The organism is Castellaniella ginsengisoli, assembly GCF_040955415.1.
Taxonomy (GTDB): Bacteria; Pseudomonadota; Gammaproteobacteria; order Burkholderiales; family Burkholderiaceae_B; genus Castellaniella; species Castellaniella ginsengisoli.
On record NZ_CP158257.1, the window covers coordinates 1,448,152 to 1,466,983 of the forward strand.

General features: G+C 65.4%; 21 protein-coding genes. 4 read left to right on the forward strand and 17 right to left on the reverse strand.

All coding sequences use genetic code 11. From position 1 onward, the window contains the following. Positions 1–20: 20 nt before the first annotated feature. From ABRZ00_RS06860 to ABRZ00_RS06885, 6 genes are all read right to left on the reverse strand, one after another. Positions 21–269, reverse strand: a complete 249-nt coding sequence (locus ABRZ00_RS06860; protein WP_368644162.1) for a hypothetical protein — start codon at positions 267–269, stop codon at positions 21–23. A 434-nt stretch (positions 270–703) separates the two neighbouring features. Further along, positions 704–1,078 carry a DUF4148 domain-containing protein gene (locus ABRZ00_RS06865; RefSeq protein ID WP_368642528.1) on the reverse strand — a complete coding sequence of 125 codons (375 nt, stop codon included), beginning with the start codon at positions 1,076–1,078 and terminating at the stop codon, positions 704–706. A 298-nt stretch (positions 1,079–1,376) separates the two neighbouring features. Continuing rightward, a complete protein-coding gene (locus ABRZ00_RS06870) occupies positions 1,377–2,192 on the reverse strand; it encodes a DUF4105 domain-containing protein (protein ID WP_368642527.1) in 816 nt (271 codons plus the stop codon). Positions 2,193–2,249: 57 nt separating this feature from the next. Continuing rightward, complete coding sequence (ttcA, locus tag ABRZ00_RS06875) at positions 2,250–3,281, reverse strand: tRNA 2-thiocytidine(32) synthetase TtcA (protein ID WP_368642526.1); 1,032 nt, start codon at positions 3,279–3,281, stop codon at positions 2,250–2,252. A 20-nt stretch (positions 3,282–3,301) separates the two neighbouring features. Then, positions 3,302–3,658 carry a dihydroneopterin aldolase gene (locus ABRZ00_RS06880; RefSeq protein ID WP_343836101.1) on the reverse strand — a complete coding sequence of 119 codons (357 nt, stop codon included), beginning with the start codon at positions 3,656–3,658 and terminating at the stop codon, positions 3,302–3,304. Beyond that, on the reverse strand, positions 3,655–5,460 hold the full coding sequence (locus tag ABRZ00_RS06885; RefSeq protein ID WP_368644163.1) for a M61 family metallopeptidase: 1,806 nt from the start codon (positions 5,458–5,460) through the stop codon (positions 3,655–3,657). The genes ABRZ00_RS06880 and ABRZ00_RS06885 overlap by 4 nt, the downstream gene beginning before the upstream one ends. A gap of 25 nt (positions 5,461–5,485) precedes the next feature. On the opposite strand from ABRZ00_RS06885, the gene ABRZ00_RS06890 reads away from it, so the two are divergent. The 3 genes from ABRZ00_RS06890 to bcsQ all read left to right on the forward strand — a co-directional run bounded on the left by ABRZ00_RS06890 (position 5,486) and on the right by bcsQ (position 7,318). Then, on the forward strand, positions 5,486–6,262 hold the full coding sequence (locus tag ABRZ00_RS06890) for an enoyl-CoA hydratase (RefSeq protein WP_343836099.1): 777 nt from the start codon (positions 5,486–5,488) through the stop codon (positions 6,260–6,262). 151 nt (positions 6,263–6,413) lie between these two features. Further along, on the forward strand, positions 6,414–6,611 hold the full coding sequence (locus ABRZ00_RS06895; protein WP_368642524.1) for a hypothetical protein: 198 nt from the start codon (positions 6,414–6,416) through the stop codon (positions 6,609–6,611). Continuing rightward, positions 6,608–7,318: a cellulose biosynthesis protein BcsQ gene (bcsQ, locus tag ABRZ00_RS06900; protein ID WP_343836097.1), complete on the forward strand. Its 711-nt coding sequence runs from the start codon at positions 6,608–6,610 to the stop codon at positions 7,316–7,318. Before ABRZ00_RS06895 ends, bcsQ begins: the two co-directional genes overlap by 4 nt. On the opposite strand, the gene ABRZ00_RS06905 is transcribed toward bcsQ, so the two are convergent. The 11 genes from ABRZ00_RS06905 to ABRZ00_RS06955 form a co-directional block, all read right to left on the reverse strand. Then, a complete protein-coding gene (locus tag ABRZ00_RS06905) occupies positions 7,315–8,166 on the reverse strand; it encodes a DNA-binding response regulator (RefSeq protein WP_368642523.1) in 852 nt (283 codons plus the stop codon). The genes bcsQ and ABRZ00_RS06905 overlap by 4 nt on opposite strands. Before the next feature lie 139 nt (positions 8,167–8,305). After that, positions 8,306–8,767, reverse strand: coding sequence for a poly-beta-1,6-N-acetyl-D-glucosamine biosynthesis protein PgaD (gene pgaD, locus ABRZ00_RS06910; RefSeq protein ID WP_368642522.1), 462 nt, complete (start codon positions 8,765–8,767; stop codon positions 8,306–8,308). Continuing rightward, positions 8,764–10,098, reverse strand: coding sequence for a poly-beta-1,6-N-acetyl-D-glucosamine synthase (gene pgaC / locus ABRZ00_RS06915; RefSeq protein ID WP_368642521.1), 1,335 nt, complete (start codon positions 10,096–10,098; stop codon positions 8,764–8,766). The genes pgaD and pgaC overlap by 4 nt, the downstream gene beginning before the upstream one ends. Positions 10,099–10,109: 11 nt before the next feature. Then, on the reverse strand, positions 10,110–12,131 hold the full coding sequence (gene pgaB / locus ABRZ00_RS06920) for a poly-beta-1,6-N-acetyl-D-glucosamine N-deacetylase PgaB (protein WP_368642520.1): 2,022 nt from the start codon (positions 12,129–12,131) through the stop codon (positions 10,110–10,112). Positions 12,132–12,144: 13 nt separating this feature from the next. Further along, positions 12,145–14,403: a poly-beta-1,6 N-acetyl-D-glucosamine export porin PgaA gene (gene pgaA / locus ABRZ00_RS06925; protein WP_368642519.1), complete on the reverse strand. Its 2,259-nt coding sequence runs from the start codon at positions 14,401–14,403 to the stop codon at positions 12,145–12,147. A 24-nt stretch (positions 14,404–14,427) separates the two neighbouring features. Then, a complete protein-coding gene (csgH, locus tag ABRZ00_RS06930; RefSeq protein WP_368642518.1) occupies positions 14,428–14,745 on the reverse strand; it encodes a curli-like amyloid fiber formation chaperone CsgH in 318 nt (105 codons plus the stop codon). 88 nt (positions 14,746–14,833) lie between these two features. Continuing rightward, positions 14,834–15,595 (reverse strand): hypothetical protein, encoded by a 762-nt coding sequence (locus tag ABRZ00_RS06935; RefSeq protein ID WP_368642517.1) that lies wholly within the window; start codon positions 15,593–15,595, stop codon positions 14,834–14,836. An 88-nt stretch (positions 15,596–15,683) separates the two neighbouring features. Continuing rightward, the gene (locus ABRZ00_RS06940) at positions 15,684–16,238 is read right to left on the reverse strand and encodes a hypothetical protein (RefSeq protein WP_368642516.1); all 555 of its coding nucleotides are present in this window, start codon (positions 16,236–16,238) and stop codon (positions 15,684–15,686) included. A 36-nt stretch (positions 16,239–16,274) separates the two neighbouring features. Beyond that, complete coding sequence (locus tag ABRZ00_RS06945; protein WP_368642515.1) at positions 16,275–17,207, reverse strand: CsgG/HfaB family protein; 933 nt, start codon at positions 17,205–17,207, stop codon at positions 16,275–16,277. Positions 17,208–17,229: 22 nt separating this feature from the next. After that, positions 17,230–17,598 carry a curli assembly protein CsgF gene (locus ABRZ00_RS06950; protein ID WP_343836086.1) on the reverse strand — a complete coding sequence of 123 codons (369 nt, stop codon included), beginning with the start codon at positions 17,596–17,598 and terminating at the stop codon, positions 17,230–17,232. Further along, positions 17,599–18,078, reverse strand: coding sequence for a CsgE family curli-type amyloid fiber assembly protein (locus tag ABRZ00_RS06955; RefSeq protein WP_368642514.1), 480 nt, complete (start codon positions 18,076–18,078; stop codon positions 17,599–17,601). A gap of 324 nt (positions 18,079–18,402) precedes the next feature. Between ABRZ00_RS06955 and ABRZ00_RS06960 the strand changes: the two genes are divergently transcribed. Further along, positions 18,403–18,831 (forward strand): ATP synthase subunit I, encoded by a 429-nt coding sequence (locus tag ABRZ00_RS06960; protein ID WP_368642513.1) that lies wholly within the window; start codon positions 18,403–18,405, stop codon positions 18,829–18,831. The last annotated feature ends 1 nt before the right edge of the window (position 18,832 follow it).

Genomic DNA, 18,832 nt, shown 5'->3' on the forward strand with positions numbered 1-18,832 from the left:
TCCGCGATCCCCGGTGTGATTCAGTCGCGAGCAAGCGCTACCGCTTTGTCAAATCGATCCCCAGGTAGGTACTCGTCTAATTGACCAAGCGACTGAAAATGCTGCTTGCGGTGTGCGTCGTCCCAATATCGCGCTATCCAGGAGCCTGTGCTGTCGCGGGTGGTCTTGCGGAATCCGATATAACAGCCGGTAGCGATCTTATGCCAGTAAGCATCACGACGCGCCTTGAGTCTGGCCCTTGCCGTCACGCTATCAATGCTGTTTGCCATGTCGTCCTCATTTTGTACGCAACAAGTACGCAAAACATCTGCGTACTTGCAGGTATTATAAAGGACTCTGAAAGAACTAACCTATTGAAAAATATACGTATAAAGACGTCAGGAAACTTAGAAATACAATGGCATTCTGCCTTCACACGGCAGGGGTCACTGGTTCGAACCCAGTACCGCCCACCATCTCATCCCACTTCACCCGGTTCTTGCCCGCGCTTTTTGCTGCGTACAGGGCGGCGTCGGCGCCCACCAGGTAGGCCGCGTCGATCTTGCATGTCGAGCCGCCGGATTACGCCATCTGCACTCAGCCGGATTACTACTTCGGCTACGACAGCCCGGCGTTTCGCTCGCTGGTCGCGCAACATGCCGCCGCCGTCAATCCGCGCCAGCACGGCCGGGCGCACGGGGCGCCGCAGCCTGGCCGCCCGGAATTACAGCGGATAGTGTTCGCTTTCGCCGATGATCACCGAGCCGTCGGCGCGGGCGGCGGCCAGCTCGGCCAGCACTTGGTTGCGTGTCTTGGACGCGCCTTCGGTCTGGTTGCGCGGATAGTGGGCTTGCTCGCCGAATGCAAGCTGGCCTTGCGCTTGCGCCAGACGCAATGCATTGACCACTTCCGTGCGGCTCAGAGTGCTGGGCGTGGCGTCGGCCGGATAGGCGGCCTGTTCGCCGATGGTCACGAGGCCCTGGGCCTGGGCGGCGTGCAGTTGTTCGACGACTTGGGCGCGGGTCAGGTCGGCGGCGTGGGCCAGGCCGGCAGAGGCAAGACCGAGCGAGAGGGCGGCGAGGGTGGCGGTGACTTTCATGATGGTTTCCTTCATTTAAAGTAGGTCAATGGGGCAGGGCGCTGCGGGCTTTCCGTTTTGCGCGCTATGTCCTGCCTTGGTGAGACGTATTCTGCGCCGTTGCTGCTGCTCGATAAATAGGTCTGATGCGAATTCAGTTTTCCATTGTTGGAGGCAATCGGCCCGGGCGCGCGTGACCATGCCGCCATGGGACGGCCGTGTTGCGCCCGGAAAGGAAACGGTGCCCCCTGCATGGAAGCGATATCGAGCGGTTTGTCGAGACGGGGCGAGGCGGCGGCTTGCGGCCGCGCCCGCGATGTCATTCGCGCGGTGTGCGGATGCGGCGTGAAAAGGCTTCTGCGGAGTCGGCCCGTTCGGCGGCGAGGCGCGTGATATTGGCGCGGGCGCGCAGTGTTTCCAGTGGCAGGCTCGTGTCCAGGCCGCCGTGGCTGTACAGGTATTCGGGCAGGTAGCCCGACAGGATCAGCCGGACGTCCAGTGGCAGGCCTGGGACCAGCGGGCGGACCATGTCGTAGACCAGCGTCGTGCAGTTGGCCGTCAGCGTGTGGTAGAAGCGCGGTTCGTCCGCAAGCCGGTTGGCGCGCGCTACGTAGGACAGGAACAAGGCGTGCCGGGCCTGCGCAGGCATGCGCACCGGGTACAGAAAGACTTGTTCGCCCCGGGGGCCGGCGCGTACGTGCAGGATGTCGCGCTCTTGTGCGGCGACGATGGACAGCTCGAACTGCTTGAAGAAACCGCCCAGAGAGGAAAACGCCTCGCCGCGTTCTTTGCGGATTTCGACGGAGAACGCCAGGTGGCGCCCGTCCGTGAAGCCGAAGGATACCAGCGTGTGGGCGATGGCCGGCCCCATCCAGTAGGACAGCGCCATGTCCACGGAGGACAGGTCGTCCAGATCGTAGACGTCATCGTGCCAGCGCGCGGTGTAGTCCGTTTCGCTGCGCCAGTCGAAATCGCGGATGTCGTGCAGCGTGACGAGAGAACCCTGCACGCTGCCGCGCAGGGTGCGGGAGACCTCGTCGGCCCAATCGCGGTGGTTCGAGGGCTTGAGGCTCAGCCACCAGAGGACCGCCAGGACGGCGGCGATGGCCAGAAGGGCAAGCGTCCAGCGCGGCATGATGCGTCTCGTATTCCGTCTGCCCGGGGCGTGCGCCTGGATCGGCGGATGGCCGCGTCAGGGCTCGGCCGTGCGGCGCGCGCGGGGCCGGATGATTACCTGTTCCGCCGGGCCGTCTGCATCCGGGATGCGGCCGTCTTCGTCTTCGTCCTCGGAAAAAGCCGGCATGGGGAAGTCCTCTTCGTCGAAGGCGCGGTCGCCATCGGCATCGGCGCGCCCGGTGGGCCGCAGGCCGGCGAAGTCCATCAGCGCCGGATCCATCAGGTGTGAAGGCACGACATGCGACAAGGCCCGGAAGATGTTCCAGGTGCGGTTGGTGAAATGGCGGTCCCATTCTTCCAGCATGCGGCTGACTTCCTTGCGCTTGAGGTTTTCCTGGGAGCCGCACAGATTGCAGGGGATGATGGGGAATTCGCGCAGCTTGGCGTAGGCGATCAGATCTTTCTCGCGGACGTACGCCAGGGGTCGGATGATGACGTGTTCGCCGTTGTCGGACACCAGCTTGGGCGGCATGGCTTTCATGCGCCCGCCGTAGAACAGGTTCAGGAAGAAGGTCGCCAGGATGTCGTTGCGATGATGGCCGAGGGCGATCTTGGTCGCCCCCAGTTCGCGGGCGACGCGGTACAGAATGCCGCGCCGCAGGCGCGAACACAGGGAGCAGGTGGTCTTGCCCTCCGGGATCAGGCGCTTGACGACGGAATAGGTATCCTGGTTTTCGATATGGAAGGGGATGCCGCGCGCGCTCAGGTAGTCGGGCAGGACATGCTCGGGAAACCCGGGCTGCTTCTGATCGAGATTGACGGCGACGATTTCGAAATCGATGGGCGCGCGCTGGCGCAGCGTCAGCAGGATGTCGAGCAGCCCGTAGGAATCCTTGCCGCCCGACAGGCAGACCATGACACGGTCGCCGTCCTCGATCATGCCGTAGTCGCCGATGGCCTTGCCGGTTTCCCGCAGCAGGCGCTTGACGAGCTTGTTTTCGCTGACGCTGCGGCGCTGGTGTGCGGCCGGCCCGGTGGCGGCCGGGGTCTCGGAGGGAAGGATCGGGTCGGAGGCGGGCGTGAACGGCGCTGAAAAAGAAGGGGTCATGGCTCGAGGCGGAAACGGGGTCAGCGGCGGCGCGATTGCTCGATGCAGACGGTGCAGTCGTCGAAGGCCTGCGGCTTGCAAAGGCGGATTTTAACGCCCAGGACGCCGGGGAAGTCGCGCAGGATGCGCGCCAGGACGCGGTCAACCAGGGTTTCCAGCAAATCGGTGTGGGCGCGGGTGACCTCGTCGATCAAGGCGGCGCGCAGCAGGCGGTAGTCCAGCACCGTGCCGATGTCCGCGTCGTCCACCGGCTGCGAGGCGTCGGTGTCGAATTCCGCCCGGATCGTCAACGGTTGGGCGGCGCGGCGCTCGTGGTCCAGCATGCCGATGGAGGCCTGGACGCGCAGGCCGTCCAGGATGACGCGCCGGGTGCTCATTCCGCCTCCCGGGTGTCGCGGGCCGGCACGCCGGGATCGATGCGCCGCAGCCGGTGGCGCAGGGCGGCCGGCTTGCCCAGCCGCACGGTGTATTGGCGCAATTCGTCTCGCCGGAATACGTGCAGGGTCACGCGTTCGCCCGGCCGGCGGGCGTCCAGCAGGCGGTCCAGGCTGGTGGCGTCGGTGATGCGCAGGCCATCCGCGGCGATCAGCAGATCGCCGGCCGACAGTCCGGCGCGGTGCGCGGGGCCATGCTCGTAGACGGTCGCCAGGCGCAGGCCCGCGGGATCGGCCTGGGTGCGCACATCCAGCGTGGGGCGGGTGTGATCGGGCTGCGCGGACAGCTCGATGCCGGCACGGGCCAGGGCCGCTTTCAAGGGGACGTCCTCGCGGCCCAGGGCGTAGCGGGAGATGAAATCGGCCACGTCGGCGCCGGTGGCGTCGCGGATCAGCGCCGGCATGGCGTCTTCGGCCACGCCGCGGGGGCTGCCCCGGTAGAAATCGCGGCCGTAGCGTCGCCACAGCAGGCGCATGACGTCATCCAGGCTGCGCGCGCCGCCGGACTGGCGGCGGATCTCCAGGTCCAGGCCCAGGGCGACCAATGCGCCCTTGGTGTAGTAGCTGACGAGGGCGTTGGGCGAGTTTTCGTCCTGTTTGTAGTAGCGCGTCCAGGCGTCGAAGGAGCTTTCCGCCACGGATTGCTTCAGGCGGCCTCCGGCGCGCAGCACCTGGTCCAGGGTGCGGCCGACCCGCTTCAGGTAGGCGGGTTCGTCGATCACGCCCGCGCGCAGCAGCATCAGGTCGTCGTAGTAGGACGTGAAGCCCTCGAATACCCACAGCAGTGCCGTGTGGTTCGGGCGGCTCAGGTCGTAGGGGACGAAGGCGGCGGGCTTGATCCGCTTGACGTTCCAGGTGTGGAAGTATTCATGGCTGAGCAGGCCCAGGAAGGTCGTGTAGCCCTCGGGGGCTTCGCGGCCCCGGACGGGCAGGTCGGCGCGGCGCGTGATCAGCGCGGTGGAGGCGCGGTGCTCCAGGCCGCCGTAGCCGTCTCCCGTGACGGTCACCAGGAAGACGTAGCGTGCGGCGCCGTCCAGGAACGGCGCGCGGGGGTTGTCGGGTTCGAACAGTGCGATCTGGGCGGCGCAGATCTTCTGCGCGTCGGCGGCAATGCGATCGAGGTCGAGGCCGGGCACGCGGCCGGTGAACACCAGGTCGTGGCGCGCGCCGTGGGCTTCGAAGCTGATGCATTGGGGCGTGCCGATCTCGACGGGATGGTCGATCAGTTCATCGTAGTCGCGGGCCTGGTAGCAGCCGAAACCGTGCGCGGGGGCCGCAGCCGGATGGCCTGCGGCAGGCGGCAGGCTGGTGTGGACCTGCCAGCCGCGGGCGTGGGCGGGCGGGCGCAGGTCCAGCAGGCAGGGTTGCGATTCCTGGCCGGCCACGGCCAGGAACACGCTGCAGCCGTTGAAGAAGGCATGACTTTCATCGAAGTGCGCGCCGCGCACGGACAGATCCCAGGCGTAGACTTGATAGTCCACGATCAAAGGCCCGGTGCAGGGGGCGCAGCGCCAGGTGTGGCTGTCGGTTTTGCGCGTGGCGACCGGGTCGCCGCCGCACTGGGCCTGCAGAGTTTCGATCTGTCGGGCAAAATCACGGATCAGGTAGCTGCCCGGGATCCAGGCGGGCAGGCGCAGGTCCTGGCCGGCCGGATCGGGGTGCGGGATCGTCAGGCGCACGGCGTAGCGGTGCCCCGCAGGGTCGGCCAGCCGCACCTGGTACTGGATTCTCTGTTCGTTTTTCATGTCGATAGTTTACTTTGGAGGCACCATGAGCGAATCGTTTGTCAAGGTCGAGGTCCGGGGCCGCGTCGGCCTGCTGACCCTGAACCGTCCCCAGGTCCTGAACGCCCTGAGCAACGAGGTCATCGAGGAATTGTCGGCCGCCGTGCGCGCCTTCGAGGCGGACGACGGCATCGGCGCCATGGTGCTGACCGGCAGCCAGAAGGCCTTTGCCGCCGGCGCCGATATCGGCGCCATGTCCGACTGGACCTACATGGACGTCTACAAGTCCGACTACCTGGGCGGCGCCTGGGATGGGCTGCGCCGCATTCGCAAGCCCCTCATCGCGGCCGTGTCCGGCTATGCGCTGGGCGGCGGCTGCGAGCTGGCCATGCTGTGCGACTTCATCATTGCCGCCGAAAACGCCAAGTTCGGCCAGCCGGAAATCAAGCTGGGCGTCATTCCCGGCTATGGCGGCACCCAGCGCCTGCCTCGCGCGGTGGGCAAGGCCAAGGCCATGGACCTGGTGCTGACGGCCCGCATGATGGATGCCGTCGAGGCCGAACGCGCCGGGCTGGTGGCGCGCATCGTGCCGGTCGAGCGCCTGCTGGACGAGGCCCTCGAGGCCGCCGCGACGATCGCCTCGATGCCGCTGCCCGCCGTGATGATGGCCAAGGAGTGCGTCAACCGCGCCTTCGAGGCTTCGCTGGATGAGTCGCTGCTGTTCGAGCGGCGCAATTTCCATGCCTTGTTTTCCACCGAAGATCAGAAGGAAGGCATGCGCGCTTTCGTCGAGAAGCGCAAGCCGGAGTTCAAGCACCGCTAGCGCGGTCCGCCCTGTGCGCATCCCGCACAGGGCCGCCTCGCCCGAATGGCCGATCGGCCATTCGTCCCTTACGGGCGTTCCGGAAAACCCTTATCGTCACTGGATACAGAATGTTGTGAATGTTCTGATCCGGTGACGGAGGGAGGGCGCAATGGCTGAAGCGCAATCGACACATGGCCGCGGCGACGCCGCAGGCGCCCCGCAGGCCGCCGATCCCGCCGGCGCCGAACGCACGGCGTTCCGAAAAGCGCTGGCTCATTGGCCGTTGCTCGCGGAGATGGATCACTATCTGGTCTGGCACCGGCGGGCGGCGCCCTCCCGGGGCGACCGTCCGAATGTGCCGCAATGAACATCCTGACCCTGACGGGCGTGCGCGGGGGCGGGGGCACGACGACGGTCGCGGGAATGCTGGGGGACGCCCTGCGCGCGTTGGGCCAGCGCGTGCTGCTGGTGGATCTGAACCCTTCGGATCTGCTGCGCCTGCATTTCGACGTCGCGCATGGGGACGAGCATGGCTGGGTCGCCGCCGGGTTTCCATTCGAGTGGCGGCGCCAGGCGTTCGAACTGGCGCCCGGCCTGATGCTGGTTCCTTTCGGGCGGGCTGCCATCGAAGACGCCGGGGTGTCGCCCCTTTTGCATGGCGATGATTTCTGGGTGCGGGCCCTGCCTGGCCTGGCGGGCGATTTCGACTGGGTGCTGTTCGATTGCCCGTCCCATCCAGGCCGCTCGGCGCCTGCCTTGAGGTTTCACAGCACGCTGGACGTGCTGATCGCCCGCCCGGACATCGCCGCCCATGTCCTGCTGGCGCAGATGGGGCTCGACGCCACCAGCCACTTGCTGATCAATGATTATGACCCTTCCCGGCCGCTGGAGCGGGCCATCGTGCGGGACTGGCGCCATCACTACGGCGCGCGCTTGCTCCCGCAGGTGATCTGCCGCGAAGAGTGCCTGCACGAGGCGCTGGCGTGCAAGCAACCGATCACGCGTTATCAGCCCGATGCCGCCGCGAGCCGCGCCGCGCGCGCCATCGCGCAATGGTGTGTGTCGCCTTTCTAGGCGGACGTGTCGTTCTGCGCCGCCGCGCTGCGCACCGCGGAGGCGGGATCGTGCCATCCCAGTGTCGCGCCGCGCGACACGGCGGCATAGACCGCCGCGTTGCGGCTGTTGACGGCCAGGCGCTGGTAGAGCGCTTCGGTGTGGGTCTTGGCGGTTGCCACCGAGATGTTCAATTCGCGGCTGATCTTCTTCAGCGGGTAGCCTTTGGCCAAGAGCACCAGCACTTCGTATTGGCGGGGCGTGAGATGAAGCAGGCCGGCTTCCCGGGAAATGAGTTCCTGGGCGATTGTCCGGTGCGCTCCCCCGGCTGCGCCCGATCCGGGCCTGGCCGGCGGAAGATGCAGGAGGTTGTCGGGAGCGGGCGTGTCATGCAGGATGGTATTGGGTGGAGAATGGCGGTCATACCAGCGCCGCTTCGGCGGCTCGTCGTGATCTGGCTGCGGGTGGTTGACGGGCGGCGGGTCGGGCGGGGGAAAGCAATTGCCGCCGGCCAGGACGAGCATGATGGACGTCTTCAGCACTTCCTGCGAGGCGTGCTTGGAGATGTACCCGGACAGGGCATGGGGAAGATTGATCAGCGAATAGGGCAGCGTCGGCGTCTCGGACAGCAGCAGGAGGCGGCGCGGCGCATAGCGTTGCTGGGCTGCGGCAACGAGTTCGATCATCCTGTCATAGGCGTCTGGCACCGACAGCAGCATCAGATCCACGTGGGCGCGCCGGGGCGGCTCCTGAAACAGTTGTGAATAATCGATACCGGTTGTGGCGAGGGCGCAGTCCAGCGTCTTCAGCAGCGTCAGCAGACCCATGCGCGCGAGTGCGTTGGGCTCTACCACAGTGACGTTCACCATCGCGAAGCTCCTTTTGAAGGCCCCCTGCGCCCCACCTGGTGTGAGGCGACTGTTTTATTTTTTATTCGCAGGTACGTTCTGGCAATCCTTGGCTTTCCAATCGTGACTCATTTTTCCGTTGATTACCATCGCATATGAATTATTGTTTCATTTGCATGCAACCGTCATGAACCCCCGGATCATGGGCGAAATCGATCATGCTGATCCGCCCCTCATCGGTATGATGGACAAGAATAGTTCGGCTGGCGTGCAGAATCCGGAGCTGCGCCAGACTGATGCCGAAGTGATCGGCCAGCGCGGCGGGCAGCGTATCGCCGGGCGGTTTTCGCCGGTCCAGGCCACTGAAGCGCACGGCGTTGTAACAGGCCCAGGCTGCCAGCAGCAGCCCGATCCAGGCCCCCGCCAGCGTGTACGCCAAGAGGGTCTGCGCATTGGGCAGCGCCTGGGTGGCGGAGAGGCCGGCGGCATGGGCCGGATCCAGCGCCAGGGTATGGACGCCGGACGCAAGCAGGAAGCAGAAGGCGGTCCATGCCAGTGCCGTGAGCAGGCCATCGATCACGGACGCGAGGGCGGAACGAGGGGTCTTGACGATCATCATCATGGTGTGGGCGCCTTGATGCCGCGGTCGGGGCTTTCCCAGCGGGCCCTGGCGCGGTGGCGCCTGAGCATGACGCGGGGGAAGGCCCACAGCGTGGTGAGCAGGCCGATCAGCCAATAGGCCAGGGGATACCAGATCACCCAATACAGTGAGCGGAACAGTCCGCGCTCATAGCGGTGATCGATGAAGACGCTGATGCAGGCCTGCAGCAGGCAGGCCGTGGCCAGCACCATGCCGGTGAAGGCGGGCGGCACCAGCGCTTCGACATGGAGGCGGCCGGGCAGATCCACGATCAGGCCGGCCATCCACAGGATCAAGGACAGGACCACGGCAAAGGACCAGATCGTCGAAATGCAGTATTCCAGCGCCATGGGCCAGAGGCGGTGGTGGGGCCAGGCCCGGATGCCTGGAATATTCTTCAGAAACACCTCGGCGCCGCCCTGCGCCCAGCGCAGCCGCTGCTTCCACAGGCCGCGCAGCGTCTCCGGCATCAGGATCCAGCACAGTGCGCGCGGCTCGAAGAAGATCGACCAGTGGTCGCGCTGCAGCTTCCAACTGATGTCGATGTCCTCCGTCACCATATCCAGGCTCCAGTAGCCGACCTGATCCAGCGCCCTGCGCCGGAAAGCGGCCACCACCCCGGACACCGTGAAGATCTGGCCGTAGACGCGCTGGGTGCGCTTGATCAGGCCGACGATGGAAGAGAACTCGCCGACCTGGATGCGACCGATCAGCGTGGAACGGGTGCGTACACGCGGGTTTCCGGTGACCGCCCCGACTCTGGGGTGATGGACCATGGGCGCGGCCAGGTAGGCTGCGGCATCGCGTTCCAGGATGGCGTCGCCGTCGATGCAGATCAGATACTCGCCGCGGGCCGCCAGCGCCCCCATGCGCAGGGCCATCGCCTTGCCCTGGTTGCGTGCGAGGTGGATCACTCTCAGACGCGGGTGGGACTCGGCCAGTTCCTCCAGCATGGCGCCGGTGCCGTCCGTGGAGCCATCGTTGATGGCGATCACTTCCACCCGCGGGTAGCGCTGGCCCAATGCCGACCGCACCGTGTCGCCCCCGTGCCGGGCCTCGTTGTGGCAGGGGATCAGGATAGTGATCCAGGGCTGACCTTTCAGGTACGGCGGGGCGGTTTGCGGACCCCAGGCCCAGCGCCGTTCCCAATGCAGCCAGTAGTACAGTCCGCCGAACATCCACAGGCCCGACATGAACAGGGGATAGAAGAAGACGAAATCCAGGATCAGGTTGCCCGTCCACAGCAGCGCCGCCCCGAGGGGCGCGCCCGCGACGAGGCACAGGATCAGCAAGGCGAGCAGTCGTTCCGTCATCGAGGCGCTCCTCAGCGGTGGGGATACCAGGCCGTCGAGATCGCGGGACGGATGGTTTCCAGCACCGGGCGGTCCAGCGCGAAATCGTCCGGGTAGTAACCGAAATGCCGGGCGCCGGCCCGCTGCAGGCGCTGCATCCATCCGGCCAGGATGCGGCTGTCCACCGGAGGCTTGACGGGCAGGTTCCAGTCGCGGGCCTGGAGTTCGAACACGGTATGCTCCAGTGCGCCGGGGCGCTGACGGATCGTTTCGACCAGGCGGTCGAGCCAGGCGTCGGCCTGTGACGCGGGGACTTTCTCCATCAAGGGCATGGCCATGGGTACGGTCCAGTCGTAGGCCGCGAGATAGTCATCCAGGTTCTGTGCGAACCAGGCTTCGCTGGCCGGGTTCAGGATCGGTTCGGCGTAGAGGTTGCGCGCCGTCTTGACATGAGTGCCGCGGATGGCGCGGACGTGCGCCGCCAGTTGCCCGGTCAGTTCGATCAGGGTGCGGCTTTTGAAGCGCGTCCAGCGCTGCCATGTGTCCGGGTCGCTCCGGAGCGCGGGAATCGAGTCCGGCAGGCCGGCAGCCCGATAGGCCGCCAGCGCGGGCGCGCTCGCATCCTCGTAGTCGCTCAGGATGGCGTCGTCATGGAAAAGAATGCCGTCGATCGGCGCGCTGCGGGCCATGTCTTCGTAGAGGCCGATGAGGGCCTCACGCGCACGCGGGTCGAAGGGGGACAGCCGGCGATACTGGCCTGGGTCGGGTTGGGACGGCGCGGCCGCGTCGTCCGGATTCCATCGGCGGACCCGGGCCATGTCGCCTGGAAAGTCGAAGCTCAGGACCGGCATCCAGGCGTAGACCTCGACATGGGCGCGGGTCCTGAGCTGCCAGACCGTCCGGTTGAACAGATCCGCCCGCACAGGCAGCCAGCGGTTGGGAAAGTAGACCTCTCGCGCCAGGCCTTCGCCGCCCGGGTCGGCGAAGGCCTGCAGGTAGACCGTGCTGATCTCGAGATCGGCGATGCGCTGCACCAGCGCGCCCAGATTCCGGTCCGTTTGCCCGGGATCGGGGTCGTAGACGTAATCGAGATCGACTTGGGCCACCCGCTGGACTCCTCGTGATTCGAACGCCAGGACGGATCGGGCGAAGGCCGCCATATCGGGTGAGCCATTGATGAGCAGGCGGGGCATGGACAGCGGGCGGCCCGCATCGGCCAACCCGTCGTCCAGGGTCAGGCCGATGCGGTAGCCGTGCTTCTGGACGAGGGCCATCGCCTCGCCGGTGGCGGCGCCGTAGGGCCAGATCCACACGCGGGGGGCCTTCCCGGCCGCTTTCTCGATCTTGCGGGTGATTTCCCGCGCGTCGGTTTCGATCCGCCGACGATAGGCTGTGCTGCTTTCATAGGTCTGCGTCACCGGGTCGTACCGATGCGTGGCGGCGGCCGGCTCCATGTTTCCCTGGGGGTTGGCAAGAATCCCATGGTGCAGATCGTCGGTGTGGGATCCGATTTCCACGAGGCCCGAGGCCGCGACGCGCGAGACTTCGTCCCAGGTGGCGAACCGCTCCCGGGGGACCTGGACGGCGCCGAACAAAACCGGTTCGGACGCCGGGGTATCCAGCCATTTGCCCACAGGCGCCCAGACGGAGGGCCAGTTCATGGCTTTCAGGATGGGGAACGCGCGGCTGTAGAAGCTGTGATACCCATCGTCGAACGTCAGCAGGACCGCTTTTTCGGGCAGCGGCGTCCCGCCGGCATGCGCCGCCAGGATCTGGTCCACCGAAACGGCGTGGTAGCCGTGGGTGCGCAGCCATTCCATCTGGGCGGCGAAGAGGTCGGTCCGGACAGCCAGAAAACGCTGGTCGGGGTCGGTGTCCTCGATGTCGTGGTAGGCCAGGATGAGCACGTGGTTCTTCGGCCAGGGGCGGTCCTGGGCCGGCGCAGGGCGCTGATCCACCGGCGTTAAACGGGGTGCGCCGCCGGCGCAGGCGCTCAGCAGCAGACAGCAGGAAAGCGCGATGCATTGAAAGACGGAGACATGAAGGCGTGACATGGTCGCTCCGGTTTCAGAATCGGTAGGTCATGGACACGACGATGCGGAAATCCCGTTCTCTTTGGCCGTCGTAGGGCCGGGATGTGCCCGTCAGCAGCACACCGACCTCAAAATTCCTGGCGTACCGGAAATTCTGCCCATAGCCGATCTGGTAGAGGGCGCCGCTGCCGTGATCCCGTTGCGCATACAGGCCCGCGCCCACCAGGAAGCGCTGTTCCCACCGCGTGTCGTACCGCTGGTACAACGCATGGGTGAGCTCGACCATGGGCAGAGCGGTGAAATCGGATTTTGGATTGAAGTAGGGGGTGTCCTCAGCGCTGTTGTGCGATGCGGAAAGCCCCAGCAGGGCATCCACCCGGACGCCCGGGGTCGTGTACAGCCGCTGCCGGCCCGATACATCCACTTCGATGCGGCGATTGCCGTCCGAGAAATAGCTGGGTGAGACGGCAAGCGACCACTCGCGACGCTCATCGCCGCGCCAGTGGATCGACATGCCGAATCGATGGGATGTGATGTCGTGCCGCAGCGCCTTCAGGGGGGTGTCGCGGGAATTGAGCGCCGCCGTTGCGGCGATCCGCCAGTGATCGTCCAGCGAATACTCTGCGGACGCCGATGCGCCGGCGCGGGTGCCGAATCCATATCGGTTCGCGGACACCTCGGCTTGAGCCGTGATGTCGCGATTGCGCCATTGCGCGCCTGCGCGCATCCAGGCCAGGTGGGCATTGCCCTCCTCGAACTCCGCCTGTGAATAGCCTGTGCCGGCGAACCCTCGCCAATGATCGTCGACCGGAGGGGAATACAGCGTCGATTCGAGGCTCAGGTCGCGGCTGCCCAGTACGGGGCTGTCGCTGGTGACGCCGTATGCCCCCGTGACTTGCAGTTCGGCTTTTCCATCGAGCTCGCGGTCATCGGCCAGCCGTTGCACGGCGGGGTCTTCCGGGGCGCGCGCCAGGAGATCATCGATCAGCAAGTCCGCCTCGTGCGGCTCGTGCAGCATCAGGGCGGTGCCGGCTTGTTCCTGCATGACGAGGATCGAACGGGGGTCTTGCGTCTGTGCGATCTGCAGGTCCGCTTCGGCATGCCGGGGCAGCCCGCGGGCGCGGTAGACCTGCGCACGCGCAGCGCGCAGGCGGGAATTGTTGGGGGCCAGCTCGACCATGGCGTCGAGCTGATGCTGCGCCTGCAATGTCCGGCCGGAGTGCAGCGTCGCCATGGCGCTTGCCAGCGCCGCCTCGAGTTTCACGGCATTCGGGTATCGGGCCGGGTCGCCCTTGTGGTGGACCCAGACCGGGATGGATTCCGTCGCTTGATCGAGTTGCGGCTGCGTGTCCAGAGAAGGGTCGGACTCGGTCAGCGCGTAGAAAAGACCGATCTCGGCCTGGAGAGGGGGGGCGGTCTGCGGCCGGTTCGCCTGCGAGGCGAGCGACTGCCGGAACAAGGGTTCGGCTTTTTCGGGCTGGCGCAGCGTCAGGTAGGCCGAGGCCACGTCATCCAGTACGTAGGCTGGGATGGGTCGGCCTTGCGCCCGCATCGCTTCGTATGCCGCCACCACGTCCCGTGGACGGCGCCGGGCGCTCAAGGCCTGCAGCCGGTCCGCGCGGGCGCGGTCTGCGTCCGCGCGCCCCGCCGGGCCCAGGGCATCCCATGCCGGGATCAGCGTCTCGTACATCGCCAGGGCCTGGTCGGCCAGCGCGTAGCGGTCGGCTTCGCCGCGTGACGCCGTCATGGCTGCGCGCACGAGATGCGCCGCCGCGTCGGCCTGCAGCGATCGGGTCTGGGCGGGGCTCAGCAGGCCCGGATGCGCGTCGGCCAACTGCAAGGCGCTGTGCGGCAGCCTTGCGTCCTGCTGGGCGAGCACGTAGGCACGGATGACATAAGCGCGGTCCGGAGCCAGGGAATACGCGTCGGAAGCATGCTCCAGGGCCGCATACGGCGCTGCGTTGCGTCCGTATGCGTAGGCCAGGGCAAGATGTGCGTCCGGGTCGTCTGGGCGCAGCGCCACGAGCGCCTTGCCGCGTTCAATCGCATCGTGCGGGCGCCCCGCATCGGCCAGCGTCATGACGTGCCCGTAGGCGAACGCCGGCTGGCCTGGAAACCGGCGCTCTCCCAGGCTGAACAGTTGAATGGCCTGTGACCACTGGCGCGCATCCCGCTGCGCCCGCGCTTCTTGGATGAGGGTCTGGTCGCCGGGGGCGGTCGCTGCCGCGCTGATGGCAGGAAGTGCCAGGAGCGTACAAAAAGTAAAGACGGCAGGGGGCAGGGTGTCGTTCACGGACGGTCTCGCGGCGTGGAAAGGTCAGTGTGAACGGGGGCATGCGAAGCGGTAGACGCCCGCCTGGACGCCCTGGGAAAAGAGGAGCAGCTCGATCCGGCATTGATCGTCGGCCCCAAGCGATAAGGAGAACTGCGTCAGTGCGGTGGGGCGGTCGGCCGGAAGCTCGACGGTGCCGCTTTGCGTGATCCGCGAGGTGCCCGACGCGCCTTGCTTGATGGCCTGGAGCTGGTAGCCGATCACGCGGCTGTCCGGACTCTGGACGTAGGGCACGATCATGCCGGTCTGCGCTCCGGTCCCGCTATCGAGCCATACCTGAAGATTCAGATCTGCCGCCATCATGGCCATGCTCCGGAAGAAGAAAGGGCGGCTCTGGCGGGTGCGGGCCATGCCGGTCCCGCCAGAGACGCCGGCCCGAAGGCCTGCGGATTTACCAGCCCGTCTGATTGAATGTCGCGGTGTTCCCAACCCCGATCTGCACAGCCGTGGCGCTGAGATCGGAGCCTGTCTGCATCACGGTTGCCGTGTTGAGCCAGCCATCCTGGTAGAGGTCGGCCTTCTGGTTGCTCCCGAACTGCTGCGTGACCGTGCTGGTGTTCATGAAACCGGCCTGGACGATCTTCGCGTCGGCATTGCCGGTCCATTTCTGGTGGACGTCCGCGGAGTTGTTGACGCCATCCTGGTAGATGTCCGCCGTCGCGTCCAGGCTGTGTTCCTGGTTGGTTTCCGCGACGTTCTTCAGGCCTTTCTGGACGATCTTGGCGCTGGCGTTGAATGTCCAGGTCTGTGTGACGTCCGCCGAGTTGTTGACACCATCCTGGTAGACGTCCGACTTGGCGTTCACGTTGTGGCTTTGATCCGTGTTGGTCACGTTCTTCCAGCCCTTTTGCACCACCTTGGAACTGGCGATCGTGTTGTGCGATTGCGCCGCGTCGGCATAGTTGTTGTATCCCTTCTGATAGATATCGATCAGGGATGGGCCGAAATAGTTGTTGGACTGGTTGGCCTTGGCGATGTTGCTTGTGTCGATCTGGGTGATGACCGTGGAGGCGTCGCCGTTGAATGCCTGTGTGATCTCGGCGTCATTGTTGAAGCCGTTCTGGTAGACATCGCCGGTGCTGCCGGCCAATGCCGCCGTGCCGGCGAAAGCCAGGGCAAGACCGGACGCCAGTGCGCAAAGAGAGTGTTTCATGTTGAAGCTCCTTGAATCGACAAGACCAGTGAGGGAAAAACGCTGTCCGGCGGTCTTGGAACCGGGCGTCGTTGAAAGGAAGGGGGCGTCAGCGATATACGGAAAGTTTCAATCCACTGCCGATCTGGGTGATGGGGGCCAGTGGGCCCGGTGTGGTGAGCGTCACCGACAACTGGTTGAAGCTGCCGACCTGGTTCAGGTTCGCGTAGCTGTTGCTCGCGTACTGCTCCAGCCGGCCGCGGTTGGAGAGGCCGGTTTGATGGATTTCGCCCCAGATTCCCATGCCGGCCTGGATGATCTGGGCCTCGTTGTTGACCCCGGCCTGCTGGATCACGGCCGTGTTGCCCACGCCCGATTGCGAGGTGTCCGCGCGATTGTGGAGGCCGTCCTGGAGGATGGATGCTGCGGAATCGGCGCCTTTTTGGGTGATCTCGCCGGTGTTCATTGCGCCGCGCTGGGCGATGTGCGCCTGGACGCCGAGATGGGTCAGCTCCTGGGGCGGCAGTTCGCCGGGCATGGAAAGATCAGGACTGGCGCCGTGGCCGGCCAGGGGGATGGCGCCCAGCAGGGCGGCAAGGCCCAGACGCAGGCAGGCGCGGCCGACAGGCGGGCGGGTTCGGAAAAGGAAAGTAGCATTCATCATGGCGCACTCCTGCGGGCGAAGCCGCATTCAAGGCGGTTATTGGGTTTGGGCCGGCGTGGCGGTGGCGTCCATGTCGGCCGCCTGGCGCGGCGTCACTGTCACGACCTCGTTTCTGTCGGCGGTCAGGTAACGCTGGATCAGCGCGCTGTTCCAGTCCTCCGGATTTTTCAGTTGCCACAGGTTGTTCTTGATGCCGTTGACCGTCAGGTGCATGACGGCGGCGTCGATGGCTTCTTTCACGGCCAGTTGGGCGGGTTCGTTGTGGGTGTAGCCTCCTTCGATTTCCAGGAGGTCGTAGTAATTGACGAAGCGGAAGTAGCTCGGATGGATCTCGTGCGAGAAGATCGTCTTGGTGGTCGAGACGCTGTCCAGGACTGCGCCGGACGAGACGTCCACGGCCCGCAGATTGATCGTGACCTGGTCGACGCTGTACTGCGTGCTCAAGCCGATCCCCAGGAACTTTGCCCCCAGGCCGCCGGTTCTCGTGTTGGTTTCATAGGCGATCACGCCGCCCTCCAGGATGATGGAGGCGGGCAGCAGGTTCGGAACCCCGTTGTTGCCGTTTTGCGCGCCCTCCGCCACGGCGCGCAGCACCCGGCGTTCGGTCAGCAGGGATTGCAGGCCTTCGCGCTCGACGGGGATGTACCAGCCGGAATCCCTCAGGGCCTTCATCAGCATCGACGCGGCACCCTGGGTCACTGCCGTGGAGAATGCGCTGTTGGGTGAAGGCTTGTATTGACCGGTTTCATCCCGGAAACCGTAGACGGCGGCCACAATTTTGTTTTGCGGTGGGGGCAACTGCAGCAATGCGGTGGCCGACGGCGTCGGCGGTGTCAACTGTGCTTCATTGGAGACGTTGACGGGCTTCTGGAGGGCGCATGCGGACAGAGTCAGCGCCAGTAACGGAGCGATCCATGAACCGCGTACCGGCGTGAATGCGCGGACTCCGGGTATCTTCTGGGTATCCATGGCGGGCCTTTCTTGTTCCGGTTCAGTTGATGGGGGCGTCGCTGCTGCTGGCACTGTCGAGATCGATAGGGTGCGCGTTGCCGTTCAGGTCGACCCAGTAGAGCTTGTCGCCCTTCTGGATCAGGAAGCCCTGGTCGGTTTGCAGAATCTGCCCGATGTTGTCCAGGCCGAGATCGTCCATGGGGTAGGGAAAACGTTTCTGCGCCTGTGCGCTTTGCAGCAGCGTGGGGCCGTTGAGCGGGTTGCCGCCGAAGCTGGGGTTGACCGGGGTGTAGACCAGTTGCTCCGCCGATGCGGGCAGCGAGACCCATGGCAGCGCGAGCAGGGCGCCCAAGAAGATCGCGATGGGCCTGCCGGGCCTGGGGCGGGCGTTGCGTTTGGATTGATTCATTTACATCTCCTCTGGCCCGAGGTCGGCGCTCTGGATGAACTGCCTTTGGGCGTTGATGATGTCGATGTTTTCCCGGACTGCCTGGACGACTTCCCTGCTCTGGTCTTTCGCCCGCGAGCGGGCCGGCGACAGGAAAGTGTGGAAAACGGTTTGGTTCAGATAGGTGATCCAGATCTCGCTGCCGAATTGCGCCGTGGGGCGCTCAATGACGGTCATCGTGGCCTGAGAGTCCGGGTACAGCGCTTGCCACACTTGGGTGAAATTGCTGTAGAAGTCCCATCCCATGACGGTCATGGTGCGGCTGATGATCAGACCCTTCAGCGGGTCGCTGTTGATCCGTCCTTCGTCGAGGTTGAGTTTGGACGGGCCGGGTTCCTGCGCCGCAGCCGGCAGCGCCGCGGCCAGGGAGGCCGCCAGCGACATCGTTGCCAGCGCGAAGCGGAACTCATGGAACGACACAGCGATCTCCCCGATGAACACGTTTTTTTCTGAACGTATCGAACTGTGATCTGTGGGGAAATGTTAAGAGTCCGTTTGCGCCAGTCCTATAGGACGGAAGGGTTAGGCTTTTTGGCGGCAGGGCATCCCCCTTCCGCCAAAAGCCGTAGTCCTTTGCTCATGCGCGGCGGTGGGCACGGGAGCGCAAACTACGCTAAAATGGTGCGCCTTTTGGGCGGGTGCGCTGAACGCCAGCTTAAAGAAGGCTATAATTCAACGGTTTGACTGTATCGCCTTGCGCCATCGGCGCGGGGCTGTGAACGGGCTTTTATGGGTGATCGGTCCGCATCGGATCTGCGTTGTGGATTGGATGACGATTCCGTCGGCGCGCTGGTGCTCTCCGACCAGGAACGCGCACTGATCGCCCGACGTTCACGGGTCGGCCTGTTTCGGGCGCTGGCAGCGCAGGCATTCACGGGGATGCTGGTGGTGCTGGTCGCCTGGGGGATTGCCGGGAAGGACGCTGGGGTCTCCGCCCTGATCGGGGCGGCGGCCTATTTTGTACCCAATGCGCTGTTCGCCTTGCGGCTGTTGCTGGGGTACTTCGGGCCGAAGCGCCCGGGATCGCTCGCCTTTTTCTGGGGCGAATTCCTCAAGCTGCTGGTGGTGGCGGGGGTGGTGGTCCTGGTGGCGTGGCAGTGGGGCGGTTGGCTGAGCTGGCTGGCCTTTCTGCTGGGCTTGCTGGGCGTCATGAAGGGGTACGTGGTATTGCTGGCCTTGCGCCGACTGCCATGAT